Raw genomic sequence first — 18,248 nt, forward strand, 5'->3', positions numbered from 1 at the left:
CTCGTTGTCGCGGTTATCTCTAAAATCCATCAAAGCCCCCTAAATTCACTCTACTAATCCAACAATCACAACGGCCTGAAGGCCGGTCGACCACCGGGATTTTTCGCGGGCGTTTGTTCCTGTCTTGTTCGACTCGGGCCGAAGCCCTTATCCTAACAGTATTCGCACCGCGGCGGGCATTTATTTTCCTGCCCAAAACCCCGAATATTACGTTGCTTTTGGCGCAAGGGGAGACGTCCACCGAGTCGGTGTTAAAGACGACGAACACTATAAGTTGCTATGCCCCCTTGGCCTAACCACAACCTATAGTGGCTGAATCGAAATTATATGCAAGAGGGTAAATGACATTTTAACGACTCCGTTCGTCGTATAAATGAATCGCTTCGTCGAGGGCCAATTCATGCTGCATTGCAGCGACGCGTGGACCTTCTAAGCGTCCGGCAAAGTGCAAGACCTCTTCGCAAATTTTACAAAAAAACTATCCACAAATCATGCACAGGGGCTGTTGACAAAATTATGACACCATATCTGGTGGTCGATAACTTTATTCACATAAAGCCGCACATCAGAAGAATTGTGCCAGCAACTCGTTTTCGAGCCACAAGGAACCGATCATCGTCATCACAGCAGGTCACGCTGCTTGCTGACAAAAACTTGCCCGGCACAGTCATATCAGCCAAAAGGCAGATGGATCGCCCATCGCCAGTTTCTTGGAGCCAATATGACCGTCACTATCAAGACCGCCGACCTCGTCGAAAGCGTCGCTGATGCGCTGCAATTTATTTCATATTATCATCCGATGGATTATATCCGCGCGCTCGGGAAAGCCTATGATGCAGAACAGTCCCCGGCTGCCAAAGACGCGATTGCGCAGATCCTGACCAATTCCAAAATGTGCGCCGAGGGCCATCGTCCGATTTGCCAGGATACCGGCATCGTGAACGTGTTCGTCAAATGGGGTATGGATTGTCGGCTCGATGAAACATCGCAATCCATGCAGGAGATTGTCGATGAAGGTGTGCGCCGTGCTTATCTTCATCCAGAGAATAAGCTGCGCGCCTCGATCCTGACCGACCCTGCCTTCACCCGGCGCAACACCAAAGACAATACGCCAAGCGTCTTGCATGTCGAGATGGTGCCCGGCGACAAAGTCTCTGTCGATGTTGCAGCCAAGGGCGGCGGGTCCGAGAATAAATCAAAGTTCAAAATGATGAACCCGAGCGACAATATCATCGACTGGGTTCTGGAAATGGTTCCGCAGATGGGCGCGGGCTGGTGCCCTCCCGGCATGCTCGGCATTGGCATTGGCGGCACCGCCGAACGCGCCGTGTTGCTCGCCAAGCAGAGCCTCATGGATCCAATTGACATGGGGCAACTTAAAGAACGCGGACCGCGCAATGATATGGAAGAAATGCGGATCGAAATTTTCGACAAGGTCAACGCACTTGGCATTGGCGCACAAGGATTGGGCGGACTTTCCACCATCCTCGACGTCAAAATCAATGACTGGCCTTGTCATGCTGCGGGCAAACCGGTTGCAATGATTCCCAATTGCGCCGCGACCCGCCATGCGCATTTCACGCTCGACGGCAGTGGCCCTGCTTATCTCGAAGCGCCGAAGCTCGACGAATGGCCGGACGTCAACTGGACGCCATCATCGGAAGCCAAACGCGTTCATCTCGACCAGCTCGATGCCGCTGAAGTTGCAACATGGAAACATGGCGACCGCTTGTTGCTAAACGGCAAGATGCTGACCGGCCGCGATGCCGCGCACAAAAAGATCAAGGACATGCTGGAAGCTGGCGAAGAATTGCCGGTCGAATTCAAAGGCCGCGTTATCTATTATGTCGGTCCGGTCGATCCGGTTGGTGAAGAAGTGGTTGGCCCAGCCGGCCCGACCACCGCCACGCGGATGGACAAGTTTACCGACATGATGCTGGAACAAGGTTTGCTCGCAATGGTTGGCAAGGCCGAGCGCGGACTGGATACTGTCGGTTCGATCAAGAAGCACAAAAGCGCCTATCTGATGGCGGTCGGCGGCAGCGCCTATCTGGTGTCCCGCGCGATCAAAGGTTCGAAGGTTGTCGGCTTTGAAGAACTCGGCATGGAAGCCATTTACGAATTTGAAGTGCAAGACATGCCGGTCACGGTAGCGGTCGATGCCGAAGGAGCGAGTGTGCACCATCTCGCACCACTGGTCTGGCAGGAGAAGATCAAGAAGGAAGGGCTACTCGAAGGGGTTTGACTGGCGAACATCCGCGAAACGGGCAGATATCATCAGTCACAAGTTCGGATATATTATCCGCTGCAAAACCATTGCGCTTGATTAAGTGAGATATCGATGAATCTAGTGAAGGCTGTGGGTGGTATTTTCTTGCTGGTCGGCTTGATGATGCTTGCCGCCACTTCTTATCTCTATATCGATCAGAACGACTTTATCGCCGATGCGAAAGAGGCCGAAGGCCAGATCATCGATCTCGTTCGCAAACAGCAGAATAAGGATGGCAACACAAGCTACACATATTCCGCATTGGTGCGGTTTACAGATGACGAAGCCGTCACCCATGAATTTATCGATCGCGTCGGTTCCAATCCGCCGCGCTATTCAAAGGGGCAAGACGTCATCCTGCTTTATGCGCCCGACAATCCGGCCGATGCCATCATAAATGACTTTTGGGGCCGATGGGCCATGGTGATCATCTTTGGCTGCCTGGGCACCATCTTTTCTTCGATCGGCGGCGGGATGTATTTCTGGCAAGTTCACAAAGCGCGGACCAGATTATGGTTGCTTGAAAACGGCACGGCATTTTCTGTCGATTTTCTCGAGGTTCAACGAGATTTAGGGCAGAGCATGAATGGTCGCAATCCTTATCGGATTCTGGCCCAGGGCAAGAACCCCTTCACCGGTAAGCTGGAGCAATATTTGAGCAAAGCCGTCTGGATCGATCCAACAGAATATTTGCCCGACAGGAAGTTGCGAGTATTGGTCGATCCCAACAATTCATCCCGCCATATGCTCGATGTAGAATGGTTGGCCGATAACATTTAGCTCAGGCCGTTGAACCAGGGTCTTCATTCTTGTTCGGCTGCACCGGGTCCCGTTTGACCGCCGGCAATTTTCCAGCCGTTTTTTCGCCTGACCATGCCAACGGTCATCCAGCCGTCAAAGGAAAACAGCGCTTTGTCCGCGTCATCAAACATCGTATATTCGAAATGTGCAGAGACTAGCGCACTATCTGTGCCCATCTCGGCGACATGAACATTATCCGTGCGCATCTTCGCCTTCCCACCAGACCGTAGTGAAGCCTTCAACGAATTTGCAGCCTCGGCTGCACTTGCATATTGCACTGCGCCGCGTTCGATCCAGTGGAACCCATCAGCGTCATCATAGATCGATGCTGCTACTTCTACGTCTCCATTGTTCAAGGCCGCGACATAGTCTGCGAAAGCGGCTTCGGCACTCGTCTCAGGATCATCATTGGCCGGCGAGCAAGCTGCAAGTGCCAGCGTGGCGAAAAATGCAACTAGCCGCTTGGATTTGCCGCATAGCTTATCAAATCGGCGCAATTTTTTGCGATATAAATCAGAGAAGCCTCTCCCCGTTTGGTTGCGAAATTTGCTCAATTCCGATTCCGATCCGTCAGTTGATAAATAGGGTAAGTGCCGTAACCCTTCGCAAATTCAATTTTTCCCACATATCGGCATCGATATCGGTCTGGTGCCTCAAGTGCCAAGACTGCAGCAAAAGGTTCAGTCACAAACACAGCGCCCGGAGGCGTTACCGGTTCGATCCGCGCAGCCCGGGACACTTCTGTGCCGTATAATGTTGTCTTTTGGGTAATCGGGTCCCGAATTTCATAGGCTGGGCCATAGTGGATCGCGATGCGCATGCCCCCACTTTTGGCCATACCCAATGATGCATAATCAAAATCTCGGAGCGAGCTGTGAAGCTCTAACGCCAGACTGGCGGCACAAGGCGCATCGGGTGTGACGGCAAGAAGGGCATCTCCCCAACTGTTCTGGGCAAGAATTTGGCCCGGGTATTTTTCCAACACCGTCGCCATATTGCCCATCACACCGTTCCAAAACACCGGCAATGCTGTCTCTGCAAGCTTTGAAAATCCTGGAAAGTCAGTGAATAATATGGCTGCGACGGTCCGCTTGTGCAGGTCATCATCCGGATTTTGCGAACCACTTAGATTGCGATCGATATCGCCCGCATCCACGCTATGGGTTTCGCCTCCAAAGGCCTTCCACGCCGCCACATCGGCACCGGTTCCCGCTGGCCCTGAAGAGTCCACACCATCCCATATTGCAAGTTGCCGGGCGGGTTTTCCGAGATATTGTGCCCGGAGCCTGGCCATTCCCATAGAGACCTTGCTAGCATAGCCAAATTGGTCAGGGTCACCGACATAGTGCATTTCGGTTGCATAGTTGACACTATTGGCTTGTTGCATACAGGCCTCGAAACGCTTCAACCAACCCTCGCCCGCCGGCACAATGGATTGGGCTATAAAATCTTCCTGGATGAATGGAAGAACCACATTGAGCTCTCCTCCCCGGGCAAGCACTGCTTCGGCGATCAGAATGTCGGCGCCAGATGCGAGCGCACCATAAGCATATCCGACATCATTGCGGCTCAGATAGTCATCGACTGCCGCTCTCAACCTGGCTTCCGCTTCAACGCCTTCCAGAAACATATGCCCGCAATAGTGGATGACCATGGGTGGTGAAATTGGTGCCAGCAATTGATCGATTGCTTCTCTATCCAGCCCCGCCTCATGCCCGACCAGTTTCAATTGCTTGAAACTGCTAGCGCGCGCGCCGGCATTCGCATCCTTCATTGCTCCGGCGTCAGACAATGTTGCGGCAGCCTCTTCAAACCGACCCGCAATCAAATATGCTTCTGCCTTTGTCGCCAGATCGTAATAGTTGCCTGGGTGTCCAATGGCAGGAATTTGGAGGATGGACTCGACAATTTTTTGTGCTTCTTCCGCCAGACCGCCGAGGAATGCCAAGCTTGCTGCATTGATCCCGGGATAGGCATCGCCACTATCCTCAAATATCTGCCGATAGGCTTTATACGCTTCCTGCAGTGCGGATTTTCGCTCCGCCTCTTCCACAGTCGCCAGCGCCGCATCTTTCAATATTCGTGCGGCGATCGCGCGATGGTGGGCATCGGGTGAAGAATCCAAACCATATTGATGGAAAAGCTCAAGCGCCTGCTCACCATTGCCCATTCGAGCGAGCGCGAGCACCATGAGATGGCGCAATTCTATCGACGTATCGCCATCACTAAGGGCCGAAACTGCCGTATCATAAGCCAGTAGCAGATTGCCGCTATCAATAGCGGCTTTCGTCAGAGCAGTTGCATCATTGGTCGCCATCAGTCGGCAACATTATGCGCCAACGTCTCTTCTTCCCGCTGCATAGCTTTCCGTTTGCGCAATATCTTGATCGTGAGCAGCGTCGCCGGCACGGCCAATGTCATGATGCCGAATATTATCCAGAACACATCGCCGAGCGCACCATAGCCCTTGATCAATTGGTTCAGATGATCCCAGCAAAACCGGATGGCCACAATCCACAGCAATGCGGCAAGATAGATTGCGATTTTATCGTTCAGAACAATGCCAAGGCCGGATAGTTCGCCATCGCCATTGTTTTTGCCTCCGCTGGCTTCTCGAAACCGAGCCAGTTCACTCTCAGCGTCATGCTGACCCGACTGCGCCTCATCCAGCTCGCGGCGCAGGCGGACCAGTTCACGAGCGCCTGTGGCAAACTCGCCCGATTGTGCTTTGGAGGCGGCCGCCAATTCCGCCAATTCCGCTTCCATCGCGCTACGCTTTGCGCGTTCACCGGCCAGTTGCTGGCTCATGTCGGGCGTAGCGCTAGCCACGAGATTATCGATAACATCAGGAACCAGAGGGTCTTTGGGAAAACGCGCCAACCAGTTTTTCCAGTCAGCGACGCTGCTCTTTTCTTTCAATCGGGTATATTCAACCAGGCCTGGCCGATCGAGCAATTCACCAATCCGTTCCAATATACCGATCCAGATCGCATTGTCGGTTCCTTCGGCGCCTTCCGGCAGGACTTCCGCTTGCACGGACCGGAATTCCAGCGGCAAGGTACAGGGTCGCAATTGCACCGCGATCAGTCCGCTGCGTTCTTTGCCCGTGCGCGCTTCGTTGCGCACCCAATCGGATTCCACCGACTCCTCCGTCCACAGAACTAGCAAAGCCTTGGCCGCTTCAATTTCGCGTTCGATTTCCCGGTCAAAGGATGAACCTGCTCCGATGCCGGCATCAAACCAGACACTGACTTTCAAACTTTCCAATATGTCGCGAATAGCCGTGCATCGTTCGCGGTCGTTTCGCGAATAGCTTATGAAAATATCTGCCATATCATTGCCCCCCCCAATGGGGCTATCCCTTTGTCAACGTGACCATAGTATCCTGCGCTTAACAGAACAAGAGAGTTGGATTCTCGAACGTTACACCTGCGTTTTACCCGCCGATCATGGTGTCGAGAAGCGACACCGGCGTCACCCTTTCCGTGTCGCCCGCATCCGTTCCACCCAAAGCTGGACATCACCGACCTCATCGCCGTCATGACGCGGTGCATATTTTTCGTAAGCGCCATAAACCTCGGCCCAACGCTCTTCCATCCGCACGACGTTATAGGCATGGCTGACCAGATAAAATTCGCCTGCCTGCATCTGCTTGAAAATGGTCGCGGCAAATTTATCGGTATCCATTGCCTCGTCGGCTTGCAGCTCTGACAGTTCCGACTTCACCCAACCAGGGATGATCAGACCCAATTCGATATTGTCCGGAGCCTCGCGACGCAGCACATCCATCAAACCAAGCACGGCATGTTTGCTGGATACATATGCACCACCGGTTTTCGGCAAAGCATTGAACAAGCTGTTCTCCGAACCAACCGTATAGATTGCGGAAGGCAGACCATCGGCCTTATAGCGTTTGCCGAATGTTGAAATGCCATTCCATGCGCCCCAGAAATTGACATCGTAAAGCGCCCTCGCCTGCTCCATGTCCATATCGAGCACCGACAAGCGACCACCGCTCACTCCGGCATTGTTGATGATGATGTCGCCGCGTCCGTTTTCCGCCCATGCGAATGCCGCGAGCGCCTCGATCTCCTCCGGCTTGCTGACGTCTCCGACAAAATATTTCGCATCAATATTATCTTCAGCAAGGATTGCGACTGCTTCCTGCAAGCGGTTCTCTCGCGGTTCAAACAATATGATCCGAGCCCCCGCCCTGCCCATCTGTTTGGCCAATGCCAGTCCGATGCCAGTTGCGCCGCCGGTGACGACCGCCGTCTTGCCTGCAAAATCCATATGCCGCTCCTTCACCTCAACTGGGAGGTTTATTTTTGTTCCCATGACAATGACAGACAATGGGCTTATGTTGAACCCATGTATGTTTTTGTCATCTTCCTCTGCGGCGTCGCCAATTTTGCGATGCACAAGGCTATGCTTGAGAGCAAGCATCCGATCATTGCCGAGGCGCGCACCAGTTTTAACAAAGTGCTGGGCCCCTATGGCAGCTATATTCTGGAATTTTTCATGCTCGTCTCGGCCATGGTTTTTGCCAGTATGGGACTGCTAACCGCCGTGATTTTCTACTCTGTCTACACGCTCGCCAATGGTGCAGCCGTCTGGGTGCTATTTTCCAACAAACACTAAGATTGAGTGACTTATCAGCCATAATGGGCAAAGCCGTTTATCCGACTACGAATGTAGTTTATCGAAAGCCAGTATCGACTGCAACCAATCGAGCATAGCAGCGCCTCATTCGAAACGGACTATTTGGGGAAGCATGTTGAACAATAGAACCCAGGCTTTGGTTGGCATTGCAATGAGTGCAATAATCGCCTCAAGCCTCTTCCCCATGGCGGCCCATGCCCAAACACCCGCCCTATCCAACTTGCAGCCCCGCACCGAAAACGGACGCCAAATTTATGATGTCGTTCAGTTCGAGCGGTTCAATCCGCGGACGGCGCTGGATATTGTTAATCAGATACCGGGCTTCATCGTCGATACAGGGGATAACAACGAACGTGGTCTTGGCCAAGCCGATGAGAATGTCCTGATCAACGGTGCCCGAATATCGGGCAAGAATAATGATGCATTTACAATGCTGCGCCGCATCTCTGTTGAAAATATCGTCCGCCTTGAAATCGTCGATGGAGCCACGTTGAGTATTAGCGGTCTCTCTGGACAGGTATTGAATGTTGTCACCAACGGTGATGATGACCGGGGTGTAACCGGCAACTTCCGATGGCAGCCTCAGTTCCGTCGGGCTGGCGAGAACTGGTTTGCCGGAGACATTTCGATAAGCGGACCGCTCGGCAAGGGCGAGTTCACCATTGCTCTAGAGAATGATGCTTTTCGCAACGGCGCACAGGGCCGCGAACATATCACATTCCCCAATGCTACCGATCGCAATTTTATTCGCGATGAAGTCGCCCGGGTTCGCGGAGATCGCCCTACGCTCAGCACATCCTATACGTCGACCAGCACAACGGGCTCGATATTCAACATCAACGCGGAATATGGAATCAACCATTTTCGCGAACGGGTCGCCACCGATCGCAGCAAGCCCGGCGAACTGGATATAACCGAAAATTTTGCCGGCCGCGAAAACGAATGGAATGCAGAGGTCAGCGCCGACTACGAGTTTGATTTGGGCGGTGGCCGCTTAAAATTGATCGGCCTGCAACGATTGGAGCACAGCCCCTTCGAGAATATTTTCGAGCAAAGATTCACCGATGGCGTAACACCGCCTCGCGGCAATCAGTTTAATCGCACCATCGACGAAGGCGAATCTGTGTTGCGCGCCGAATATAGCTGGAAAACCGATGGCGGAACCGACTGGGGCGTCAATGTGGAAGGCGCGTATAACTTCTTGGAAAGCGAGGGCGCGTTGCTCGTCCGCGATGCTCAAGGCGTGTTCCAACCGATCCTCTTGGACAACGCAAACAGCAAGGTGACGGAATATCGCGGTGAAATTATCGGAACCTACGGACGCGCGCTAACCGACAATCTGACTCTGCAAACTACCTTGGGCGGCGAGTATAGCCAGATCAGCCAGAATGGGCCGCTTGGACAAACGCGCTCCTTCATCCGGCCGAAAGGATCGATCTCACTGGCGTGGAAGCCCCAGGATGATCTGGACTTCAGCTTCAAGCTTGAGCGCAAAGTCGACCAACTCAACTTCTTTGACTTTGTCGCGTCCGTCGACGTCTCCAATGATGTCCGCAATGCGGGCAATCCCGCATTGGTGCCGCCACAAAGCTGGAATGCGGAAGTTGAAGGCACCTTCAATTTGGGCGCATTTGGCTCGACGACCGTGACGGGCTATTATAATAAGATCAGCGATATCGTGGACGCCATCCCGATCACCGCAACCACCGAAGCTTTGGGGAATCTGGATAGCGCCACACAATATGGCATCTCTGTCGTTTCTACCTTCTTGCTGGACTCCTTGGGCTGGAAAGGCGCGAAGATCGATGTCGAAGCAGAGGCCCGGCGCAGCAGCGTGCTCGACCCGCTAACCGGCGTGAAGCGACGGATTAGCAATGACTTCATATATGAATATGAGATCAACTTCCGCCACGACATTCCCAATTCCAATTTCGCCTATGGTGGCAGTATACAAAGATTTGATGGATTCCCGCAAACACGGCTGGATCAAACAGCCGACTTTGATGAGCTTGCCCCTTATGCAGCGGTCTTCATTGAGCATAAGGATGTCTTCGGCCTGACGGTGAACGCGAATCTTGGGAATCTGTTCAACCGTTCTGACCGGTTCGTTAGAACGGATTATGTGGCGCGCCGCGATGGTCCGATCAATTTTATCGAAAACCGCAATCGCAAATTCGGACTAATCTATCGCCTAACGGTGAGCGGTAGCTTTTAACCGCGCACCGGACTGGTGCATCGCATAGCCGGATAGACTTTCTGCACGCGCGGTCCTACATCCGCATCCATGCCACCTGATTATTCTACCCAGGGTCAAATTGACCCGCCGATGATCCCTACGCTTAAGCGTTTTCTGCCGTATCTCTGGCCCAAAGGTGCGCCGAGCTTGCGGTTGCGAATCATTGCAGCCGGCTTCCTGGTGCTCTGCGCTAAGGCAGCCATCCTGACAATGCCGTTCCTCTACAAAGCCGTTGTTGATGGCATGTCCGGCGATGACATGAATACCGAACTCACCATATTGCTGGCTCTTGTTGCCGCTTATGGCCTAGCCCGCTTCGGTCAGGTGATGTTCGACAATCTGCGGAACATTGTGTTTGAAAAGGTTGGCCAGCAAGCGGCAAGACGCCTGGCCACAAATGTCTTCACCCATCTCCACAGCCTCTCGCTGCGGTTCCATCTGGGTCGGCGCACCGGAGAAGTGACCAAGATCATCGAACGCGGCACCAAGAGCATTGATATCATGCTCTATTTTCTGTTGTTCAACATCGCGCCAACAATCGTCGAACTGACTGCGGTGTTGATCATCTTTCAGATCAAATTCGGTTTCGGGCTGGTGGCCGCGACCATGGCCATGGTCGCGGTCTACATCACCTTCACGCGCAAAGTGACCGACTGGCGCAATGCCCTCCGGGCGAAAATGAACGATATGGACACGCGGGTAATCGGCCGGTCGGTCGATGCCCTGCTAAATTATGAAACGGTAAAATATTTTACCGCCGAGCGCCGCGAAAGCGAACGGTATGACAAGGCAATGCAGGACTGGGCGAATGCTGCAGTCAAATCGGAAAACTCGCTAGGCTTGCTCAATATCGGGCAATCCATCATCACCAATCTGACCATGATCGGCGCGATGGCGTTCAGCGTCTATGGATGGAAACAAGGCAATTTGACCGTTGGCGATCTGGTGCTGGTCAACGCCTTGTTGATGCAGCTGTTCCGGCCGCTGGATCTGCTTGGCATGGTCTATCGCACCATTCGACAGGGGCTGGTTGATATGGACGCGATGTTCAAGCTGATCGATACGGAACAAGAAGTCATCGATCAGCCAGGCGCGAAGCCGCTGCAGGTTTCCGACGGTGCAGTGCAGTTTGAGAATGTGGTTTTCAACTATGACGCAGATCGCCAGATATTACATGGCCTTGATTTTGAGGTTCCACCGGACGGGACGTTGGCCATTGTCGGCCCTTCCGGGGCCGGTAAGTCGACCATCGCGCGGTTGTTGTTCCGCTTCTATGACCCGCAAGCCGGCCAGATACTGATCGACGGTCAGAACATTGCCGCTGTCACGCAGCACAGTCTGCGCGGCGCGATCGGCATCGTCCCGCAGGACAGCGTGCTGTTCAACGACAGTATCGGATATAATATCGGCTATGGCCGCGAAGGCGCGACCCAGGCAGAGATTGAGGAAGCCGCACGCGGAGCAGCCCTTGATGGCTTTATCGCCAAACTGCCCGATGGCTATGATACGCAGGTTGGCGAACGCGGGTTAAAATTGTCCGGTGGCGAGAAACAGCGGGTCGCAATTGCCCGTACGCTGCTGAAAAATCCGCCGGTGCTGATATTGGACGAAGCCACCTCGGCGCTCGACAGCCGCACAGAAGATGAAATCCAGGCGACGCTGGCAAAAATTTCGGAACGACGAACCACATTGATCATCGCCCATCGGCTTTCGACGATCACCCATGCAGACGAGATTATCGTGCTCAACGAAGGCCGCATTGCAGAACGTGGCAGTCACCGGCAGTTGTTAGCCAAACGCGGACTCTATGCGGATATGTGGAAGCGGCAAGCGGAGGAGCGAGAATTGGCTTAGCCACATAAATGCCGATCACGGGAACAACAATTTCGGACAATTCTGCTTTTGCGGTTTCGCATAGAGCTGTCTCTAGCTAGGGAAAGAAGAATGACCGAAGCCCTCCTTCCTCTGCTCAAATCGACTTTCGGCTTTAGCAGCTTTCGGGGCATGCAGGGCGATGTCCTGACGCGCGTGATAGCAAAGCAAAATACACTGGCCGTCATGCCAACCGGTTCCGGTAAATCGCTCTGTTACCAGCTCCCCGCGATGAAAAACTCCGGCACGACGATCGTGATTTCACCACTGATCGCCCTGATGCACGATCAATTGCGCAGTGCCGAAGCGGTGGGAATCAGGGCGGCCACCCTCACCTCTGCCGATGACAACCGTGCCGAGACGATTGCCCGTCTGAAAGCAGGCGAGCTGGATCTGCTCTACGCAGCGCCCGAACGAGCATCGCAACCCCATTTTCGTGAGCTGCTGGAACAGGCCGACATTTCTCTTTTTGCAATCGACGAAGCGCATTGCGTTTCCGAATGGGGGCACGATTTCCGACCCGACTACCGGCTGCTCCGTCCGCTTCTCGACAATTTCGCTACGGTACCGCGGCTGGCGCTAACGGCCACCGCCGATGCGCATACGCGCGATGATATTTTGGTTCAATTGGGCATCGAGCAAGATGGCCTGATCCTCGCAGGCTTCGACCGTCCCAACATCCGCTACAGCATGAGCCCGCGCAGCGGACTGACGCGTCAGATTGGCGACTTGGTTGATCGCATCGCAGGCCCAGGGATCGTCTATGCACAAACCCGGGCAGCGACCGAAAAAATGGCCAGCCAGATTGCAGCCACCGGGCGCAGCGCCCGTGCTTATCATGCAGGTCTGCCGCCCGAAGTGCGCCAACAGAACCAGGCGGATTTTGTCGCATCCGAGGATATGGTGATGGTCGCTACCATCGCCTTTGGCATGGGGATCGACAAGCCGGATGTGCGCTTTGTCGCCCATGCTGGCCTGCCCAAATCAATCGAGGCTTATTATCAGGAAACCGGCCGCGCGGGTCGCGACGGCGACCCGGCCGAAGCCCATATGTTTTGGGGTGCAGAGGATTTCGCCAAAGCGCGGCAACGGCTTTCTGAAATCGATGAGAAGCGGATGGACAGCGAACGCACGAGGCTGGCCGCTTTGGGCGGCCTGGTCGAAGCGGCAGGATGTCGCCGCACGGTCTTGCTCCGGCATTTTGGCGAGAAACCGCCCGAACAATGTGGCAATTGCGACAACTGCTTGAACGCACCGATCACCCGCAATGTTACCGAGCTCGCCCGCAAATTCTTGTCCGCCGTCTATCGCACTGGACAAAGCTTCGGCGTCACCCATCTCGAGGCCGTGCTGACTGGACGACAGGATGAGAAAATTCTTTCCCGTGGTCATGATCAACTGTCCGTCTTCGACATTGTCGATGAAGAAGAATCGCCCTTGATCAAACCGGTAGCCCGATCACTTTTGCTCCGCGACGCGCTGCGCAACACCGAACATGGCGGCCTGATGTTCGGCCCCGATGCCCGCAAAATTCTCAAGGGCGAGCAAGAAATTGCCATCGTTGAACCACCCAAGCGAGCATCGCGAAAACGGCGCGGCAACAGCGCTTCTCCCAATCCCTTTGGTGACCCCTTGTTTGAGGCCTTACGCGCAAAACGCATGGAGCTGGCCAAGGAACTGGGCGTCCCTCCTTATGTGATCTTTCATGACAGCGTCTTGCGTGATATGACCGGCCTGAAACCCAATAGCCTCGCAGCGCTGAGCGAACTGCCCGGCATCGGCGCGGCGAAACTGGAAAAACATGGCGACGCCTTTTTGGCCGTCATTCAAGAAGTCTCGGAATCGCAGCAGGAGGGTGTATGAGAATTCTATCCGCAATATTACCGATTGCCTTGATCGGCTGCGGTGCCGCAACATCTACCGACACGAATATTCCGACCGAGGAGTCCCAAAGCATGTTCCGTAAAATTGATGACAAGATCAGCGTTTCACCCCAAATCACTTTGGATGATGTCACCGCGGCCAAGGCCGAAGGGGTCACTCTGATCATCAACAATCGCCCCGACGGCGAGGAGCCCTCCGCACCACAAAGCGCCGATATTGAAGCCGCAGCCGAAGCCGCTGGCATCAGCTATGTTGCGATTCCAATCACCCACAGCGGTTTTTCCGCTCCGCAGGTAGAAGCGATGATTGCGGCTCTGGGCGAAGCCAAGGGAAAAACGCTGGCCTATTGCCGTTCCGGCACACGGTCCACCTTGCTCTGGTCTCTGGCGCAAGCAAAACAGGGTGTGGCACCGGAAGAAATTGCCCGGCTAGCCGGCAACGCAGGCTATGATATCACGCCGATCCGAGCGATGATTGATGCGCTCACCGGCGAGAATTAACGCCTGAAACTGGACAGCCACTGACATTCGTGTAAGCAGTTGTGTCCATGGAAAACCTGCCATCTCCGACCATTTGGGCTATTCCCTTCTTCGTCCTCACTGTTGCGCTGGAATGGTGGTGGAGTCGGAAAAACAGCAAGATCCGCTATGAAACCAAAGATGCGTTCACGTCTATGGCATTGGGAACGGGCAGCGTCGTTGCCGGAATCCTGACCGGCGGATTTGTGCTTGCCCTCAGCTTATGGGTCTATGAGCATAGAATTTTCGAGATCGAGACGAGTTGGGAAAACCTCTTGTGGCTCGTCCCTGTTGCTTTCGTGCTGGATGATTTTGCCTATTATTGGTTCCACCGCACCGCACATCGGGTTCGATGGTTCTGGGCCGCACATGTCATCCATCACACCAGCCAGCATTATAATCTTACCACCGCCTTGCGACAGACATGGACCGGCTTTTTTGCCCTCAGCTTCATCTTCTCGCTTCCCCTGTTCTGGCTTGGCATTCCTCCGGCGCTGGTCTTTTTCCTTTCAGGCATCAATCTGGTCTATCAATATTGGATCCATACCGAAGCCATTGACCGGATGCCGCACTGGTTCGAGGCGGTGATGAACACGCCTTCGCACCACCGCGTTCATCATGCGACCAACCCGCGCTATCTCGATCGCAACTATGCTGGCGTATTCATCATTTGGGACAAGATGTTCGGCACGTTCGAACCTGAAACCGATGCAGAGAAAATTCAATATGGCATCATCAAAAACCTTCAAAGTTTCAACTTGCTATGGGCGGCCTTTCATGAATGGATCGGCATCGCCCGGGACCTTTGGAGTGCGCCTTGGCGTTTCAAGATCAACTATTTGATAAAACCGCCGGGGTGGAGCCATGACGGTTCCCGGGAGAGCAGCGAAACCATAAAGGCGCGCTGGGCAAAAGAGGAGAATGAAACATGGCAGAATTTGACATCATCGTCATCGGCGGCGGTTCCGCCGGCAGTGCAGCGGCAGGACGGTTAAGCGAAGACGGAAAACACACGGTCTGCCTCATCGAGGCGGGCGGACGGAACGACAATTTTCTCGTCAAGACACCCGGGATGATGCCGTTTCTTTTGAAGAACGCCAATTGGAAATTTGATACTATTCCCCAAAAGGGTTTGAACGGGCGGATCGGCTATCAACCGCGGGGACGGGGTCTTGGCGGTTCCAGCGCGATCAATGCGATGGTTTATATTCGCGGCAACAAATGGGATTATGACAATTGGGCAGCCATGGGCTGTGACGGCTGGTCCTATGACGATATTCTGCCCTATTTTAAAAAATCGGAAGGCAATGTTCGGGGCGGCGATGATTATCATGGCGGCGACGGCCCGCTTTCCGTGTCCGATCAGAAATGGCCCAACCCGGGCAGTCTTGCCTTTGTCGAAGCGGCGCGCAACTTGCAGTTGCCGATACTCGATGATTTCAATGGAGAAAAACAAGAAGGCATAGGCCTGTATCAAGTGACCCAGAAAGCCGGTGAACGCTGGTCTGCAGCACGCGCCTATGTAGAACCGGCCCGTTCTCGCGCCAATCTGACGATCAAGACCAAATCACTGGTCGAAAAGCTGATCGTTAAGGAAGGTCGCGTTACGGGCGTACAGATAAAGCGCGGCTCCGGGCAAGAAACGATCAACGCACGGGCGGCGGTCATTCTGTCGGCTGGCGCGTTCGGATCCCCCCATATTCTGCAGCTTTCCGGTATCGGACCCGCAGCGCATCTGAAAGACAAGGGCGTGGATGTCGCGCTGGACAAAACGGAAGTGGGTGCGAACCTGAAGGACCATATCGACTTTGTTTCCGGTTATCAGACCGAGTCCAAAGAGCTTATCGGAGATTCTCTACAAGGCACCATGCGCATGGGCAAAGCGATCCTGGAGCACCGGATGAAGCGCACAGGAATCATGACCACGCCTTATGCCGAAGCAGGTGGTTTCTGGAGCAGCGGCCCTGACGTTCCGGCACCGGATATCCAATATCATTTCGTGCCTGCAATGCTCGAAGATCATGGCCGCGAGAAGGTCAAGGGCCACGGCTTTAGTTGCCACGCCTGCGTTTTGCGTCCCTATAGCAAGGGATCGGTCAGATTGAACGATAGCGATCCCACAGCGCCGCCAGCAATTGATCCGAATTTTCTCGACGATGATCGGGATATCGCCACCTTGCGCAAAGGGGTTCGGCATATGAAACGCATATTGGAAACCCCACCATTGACGGAATTTTCACCGACGGACCGCCATCCCATCGACATAGACAATGACGCAGAGCTGGATGGGCTGATCCGGGATCGTGCAGATACTGTATACCACCCTGTCGGCACCTGCCGGATGGGGGCGGATGAAGATGCCGTCGTCGATCCGCGTTTGAAATTCCGCGGCTTGGAAGGCCTCTATATCGCAGATGCCTCGATCATGCCCGAGATCATCAGTGGCAATACAAATGCCACCAGTATCGTCATCGGGGAGCGCGTCGCAGAGTTTATCAAGGCTGATATGCGCTAAGACCAACGCCGGTTCTTGTCGGCAACGACTGGGCTGAGACTTTCTCTGATCCGCACAAAAAATGGCCGGGATGCTTTCACATCACCGGCCATGAGTTGTTTGTTCGCAGGAGGAACAAGGTGAGGCGCCGACCCGATTATGGGAGGAGAAGGTCAGCGCCAAACTGGTTAGCCTTTGGCAAACTCCGGATAGGCTTCGACGCCTACCTCGGCGATATCCATGCCGAGCATTTCTTGCTCTTCCGATGGACGGACACCAATGGTATATTTGATTGCAAACCAGACGATCGAACTCGCGATCATCACGAATACGCCGGTTGCGACAACACCGGTTAGCTGCGCAACAAATGGCACCTCGGTGTTGGAAAAAGGAACGATCAACGTGCCCCAGATGCCGGCCATAAGGTGAACCGGAATGGCGCCAACGACGTCATCAATCTTCAGCTTGTCGAGCAATGGAACGGCGAAGACAACAATCGCGCCGCCGACACCGCCGATAAGCAAAGCTTGCGGTACCGATGGAGTGAGTGGCTCTGCCGTGATCGAAACCAAACCAGCCAATGCACCGTTCAACGCCATGGTAACGTCAATCTTCTTGTACATCACTTGGGTCAGGATGATCGCTACGACAACACCGCCAGCCGCAGCCATATTGGTGTTCACAAAGATCTTAGACACATCGCTGACGTCGCTGATCGTGCCCATTGCGAGCTGCGATGCGCCGTTGAAACCGAACCAACCGAGCCACAGGATGAACGTACCCAAGGTTGCCAAGGGAATGCTCGAACCCGGCATGACCGTGATCTTGCCATTAACATAGCGTCCGAGACGAGGTCCGATGATCAATGCACCAGCGAGAGCTGCCCAGCCACCAGTCGAGTGGACCAATGTTGAACCGGCGAAATCACTGAAGCCCATCGCATCGAGCCAGCCAGCGCCCCATTCCCAGCTTACGACGACAGGATAGATAAATCCGGTCAGCACGAATACGAAAATGAAAAACGGGATGACCTTCACGCGCTCAGCGACGGTGCCAGAAACAATCGAAGCGGTCGTCGCGCAAAAGACCATTTGGAAGAACCAGTCAGAAGCAACCGAATAACCAGTGCCCACGTCAGCTTCTCCGACGCCTTGCATGGCATAAGGGAAATCGGCGATACCGATAAAGCCGCCTTCAAATCCGGGATAAGCGATTGAATAGCCGATAGCCCAAAACATGATACCGGCGATCGAATAGAGGCCGATATTCTTCAGACACTGCATGGATACATTTTTTGACCGAACGAGGCCGGCTTCCAGCATCGCAAATCCGGCCGCCATCCACATGACCAGAAATCCACCGATCAGGAACAGAAGCGTGTTGAGTATATAGGCTGTATTGGCGCTTGGGTCAGCCACTTCAGCTGCCTCCTGCGCCAGCGCAGGAGCAGCGACAGCCGTGACCGCCAATCCTGCAGAAATCGTTAAAAATTTTCTCATTATCTGTTTCCCC

General features: G+C 54.1%; 14 protein-coding genes. 9 read left to right on the forward strand and 5 right to left on the reverse strand.

The window, feature by feature from the left end:
• The first annotated feature begins 721 nt into the window (after positions 1 to 721).
• Both ABJV08_RS08840 and ABJV08_RS08845 read left to right on the forward strand, forming a co-directional pair.
• Positions 722 to 2,245 (forward strand): fumarate hydratase, encoded by a 1,524-nt coding sequence (locus tag ABJV08_RS08840; RefSeq protein ID WP_348041072.1) that lies wholly within the window; start codon positions 722 to 724, stop codon positions 2,243 to 2,245.
• 96 nt (positions 2,246 to 2,341) lie between these two features.
• The gene (locus ABJV08_RS08845; protein ID WP_348041074.1) at positions 2,342 to 3,049 is read left to right on the forward strand and encodes a DUF3592 domain-containing protein; all 708 of its coding nucleotides are present in this window, start codon (positions 2,342 to 2,344) and stop codon (positions 3,047 to 3,049) included.
• Between the two features lie 23 nt (positions 3,050 to 3,072).
• On the opposite strand, the gene ABJV08_RS08850 is transcribed toward ABJV08_RS08845, so the two are convergent.
• The 4 genes from ABJV08_RS08850 to ABJV08_RS08865 form a co-directional block, all read right to left on the reverse strand.
• Positions 3,073 to 3,624: a nuclear transport factor 2 family protein gene (locus ABJV08_RS08850; RefSeq protein WP_348052576.1), complete on the reverse strand. Its 552-nt coding sequence runs from the start codon at positions 3,622 to 3,624 to the stop codon at positions 3,073 to 3,075.
• Positions 3,621 to 5,387 (reverse strand): TRAFs-binding domain-containing protein, encoded by a 1,767-nt coding sequence (locus ABJV08_RS08855; protein ID WP_348041078.1) that lies wholly within the window; start codon positions 5,385 to 5,387, stop codon positions 3,621 to 3,623. The genes ABJV08_RS08850 and ABJV08_RS08855 overlap by 4 nt, the downstream gene beginning before the upstream one ends.
• Positions 5,387 to 6,403 carry a toll/interleukin-1 receptor domain-containing protein gene (locus ABJV08_RS08860; RefSeq protein ID WP_348041080.1) on the reverse strand — a complete coding sequence of 339 codons (1,017 nt, stop codon included), beginning with the start codon at positions 6,401 to 6,403 and terminating at the stop codon, positions 5,387 to 5,389. The genes ABJV08_RS08855 and ABJV08_RS08860 overlap by 1 nt, the downstream gene beginning before the upstream one ends.
• Before the next feature lie 141 nt (positions 6,404 to 6,544).
• Positions 6,545 to 7,363 carry an SDR family NAD(P)-dependent oxidoreductase gene (locus ABJV08_RS08865; RefSeq protein ID WP_348041082.1) on the reverse strand — a complete coding sequence of 273 codons (819 nt, stop codon included), beginning with the start codon at positions 7,361 to 7,363 and terminating at the stop codon, positions 6,545 to 6,547.
• 78 nt (positions 7,364 to 7,441) lie between these two features.
• Here ABJV08_RS08865 and ABJV08_RS08870 point away from each other — a divergent pair, with 78 nt between their 5' ends.
• The 7 genes from ABJV08_RS08870 (at position 7,442) to ABJV08_RS08900 (ending at position 16,757) form a co-directional block, all read left to right on the forward strand.
• Positions 7,442 to 7,711 (forward strand): hypothetical protein, encoded by a 270-nt coding sequence (locus ABJV08_RS08870; protein ID WP_348041084.1) that lies wholly within the window; start codon positions 7,442 to 7,444, stop codon positions 7,709 to 7,711.
• A gap of 133 nt (positions 7,712 to 7,844) precedes the next feature.
• Complete coding sequence (locus ABJV08_RS08875; protein WP_348052573.1) at positions 7,845 to 9,947, forward strand: TonB-dependent receptor plug domain-containing protein; 2,103 nt, start codon at positions 7,845 to 7,847, stop codon at positions 9,945 to 9,947.
• Between the two features lie 69 nt (positions 9,948 to 10,016).
• The gene (locus ABJV08_RS08880) at positions 10,017 to 11,822 is read left to right on the forward strand and encodes an ABC transporter ATP-binding protein/permease (RefSeq protein WP_348041088.1); all 1,806 of its coding nucleotides are present in this window, start codon (positions 10,017 to 10,019) and stop codon (positions 11,820 to 11,822) included.
• Between the two features lie 90 nt (positions 11,823 to 11,912).
• Complete coding sequence (gene recQ / locus ABJV08_RS08885; protein WP_348041090.1) at positions 11,913 to 13,703, forward strand: DNA helicase RecQ; 1,791 nt, start codon at positions 11,913 to 11,915, stop codon at positions 13,701 to 13,703.
• 92 nt (positions 13,704 to 13,795) lie between these two features.
• A complete protein-coding gene (locus ABJV08_RS08890) occupies positions 13,796 to 14,224 on the forward strand; it encodes a TIGR01244 family sulfur transferase (RefSeq protein WP_348041287.1) in 429 nt (142 codons plus the stop codon).
• Positions 14,225 to 14,271: 47 nt separating this feature from the next.
• A complete protein-coding gene (locus tag ABJV08_RS08895) occupies positions 14,272 to 15,237 on the forward strand; it encodes a sterol desaturase family protein (RefSeq protein WP_348041092.1) in 966 nt (321 codons plus the stop codon).
• The gene (locus ABJV08_RS08900) at positions 15,171 to 16,757 is read left to right on the forward strand and encodes a GMC family oxidoreductase N-terminal domain-containing protein (protein ID WP_348041094.1); all 1,587 of its coding nucleotides are present in this window, start codon (positions 15,171 to 15,173) and stop codon (positions 16,755 to 16,757) included. The genes ABJV08_RS08895 and ABJV08_RS08900 overlap by 67 nt, the downstream gene beginning before the upstream one ends.
• 167 nt (positions 16,758 to 16,924) lie before the next feature.
• Here the strand turns inward: ABJV08_RS08900 and ABJV08_RS08905 are convergent, their stop codons facing one another.
• A complete protein-coding gene (locus ABJV08_RS08905) occupies positions 16,925 to 18,235 on the reverse strand; it encodes an ammonium transporter (RefSeq protein WP_348041096.1) in 1,311 nt (436 codons plus the stop codon).
• Positions 18,236 to 18,248 lie beyond the last annotated feature (13 nt).

This window comes from Parasphingorhabdus sp., assembly GCF_039982395.1.
In the GTDB taxonomy this organism is placed as follows: Bacteria; Pseudomonadota; Alphaproteobacteria; order Sphingomonadales; family Sphingomonadaceae; genus Parasphingorhabdus.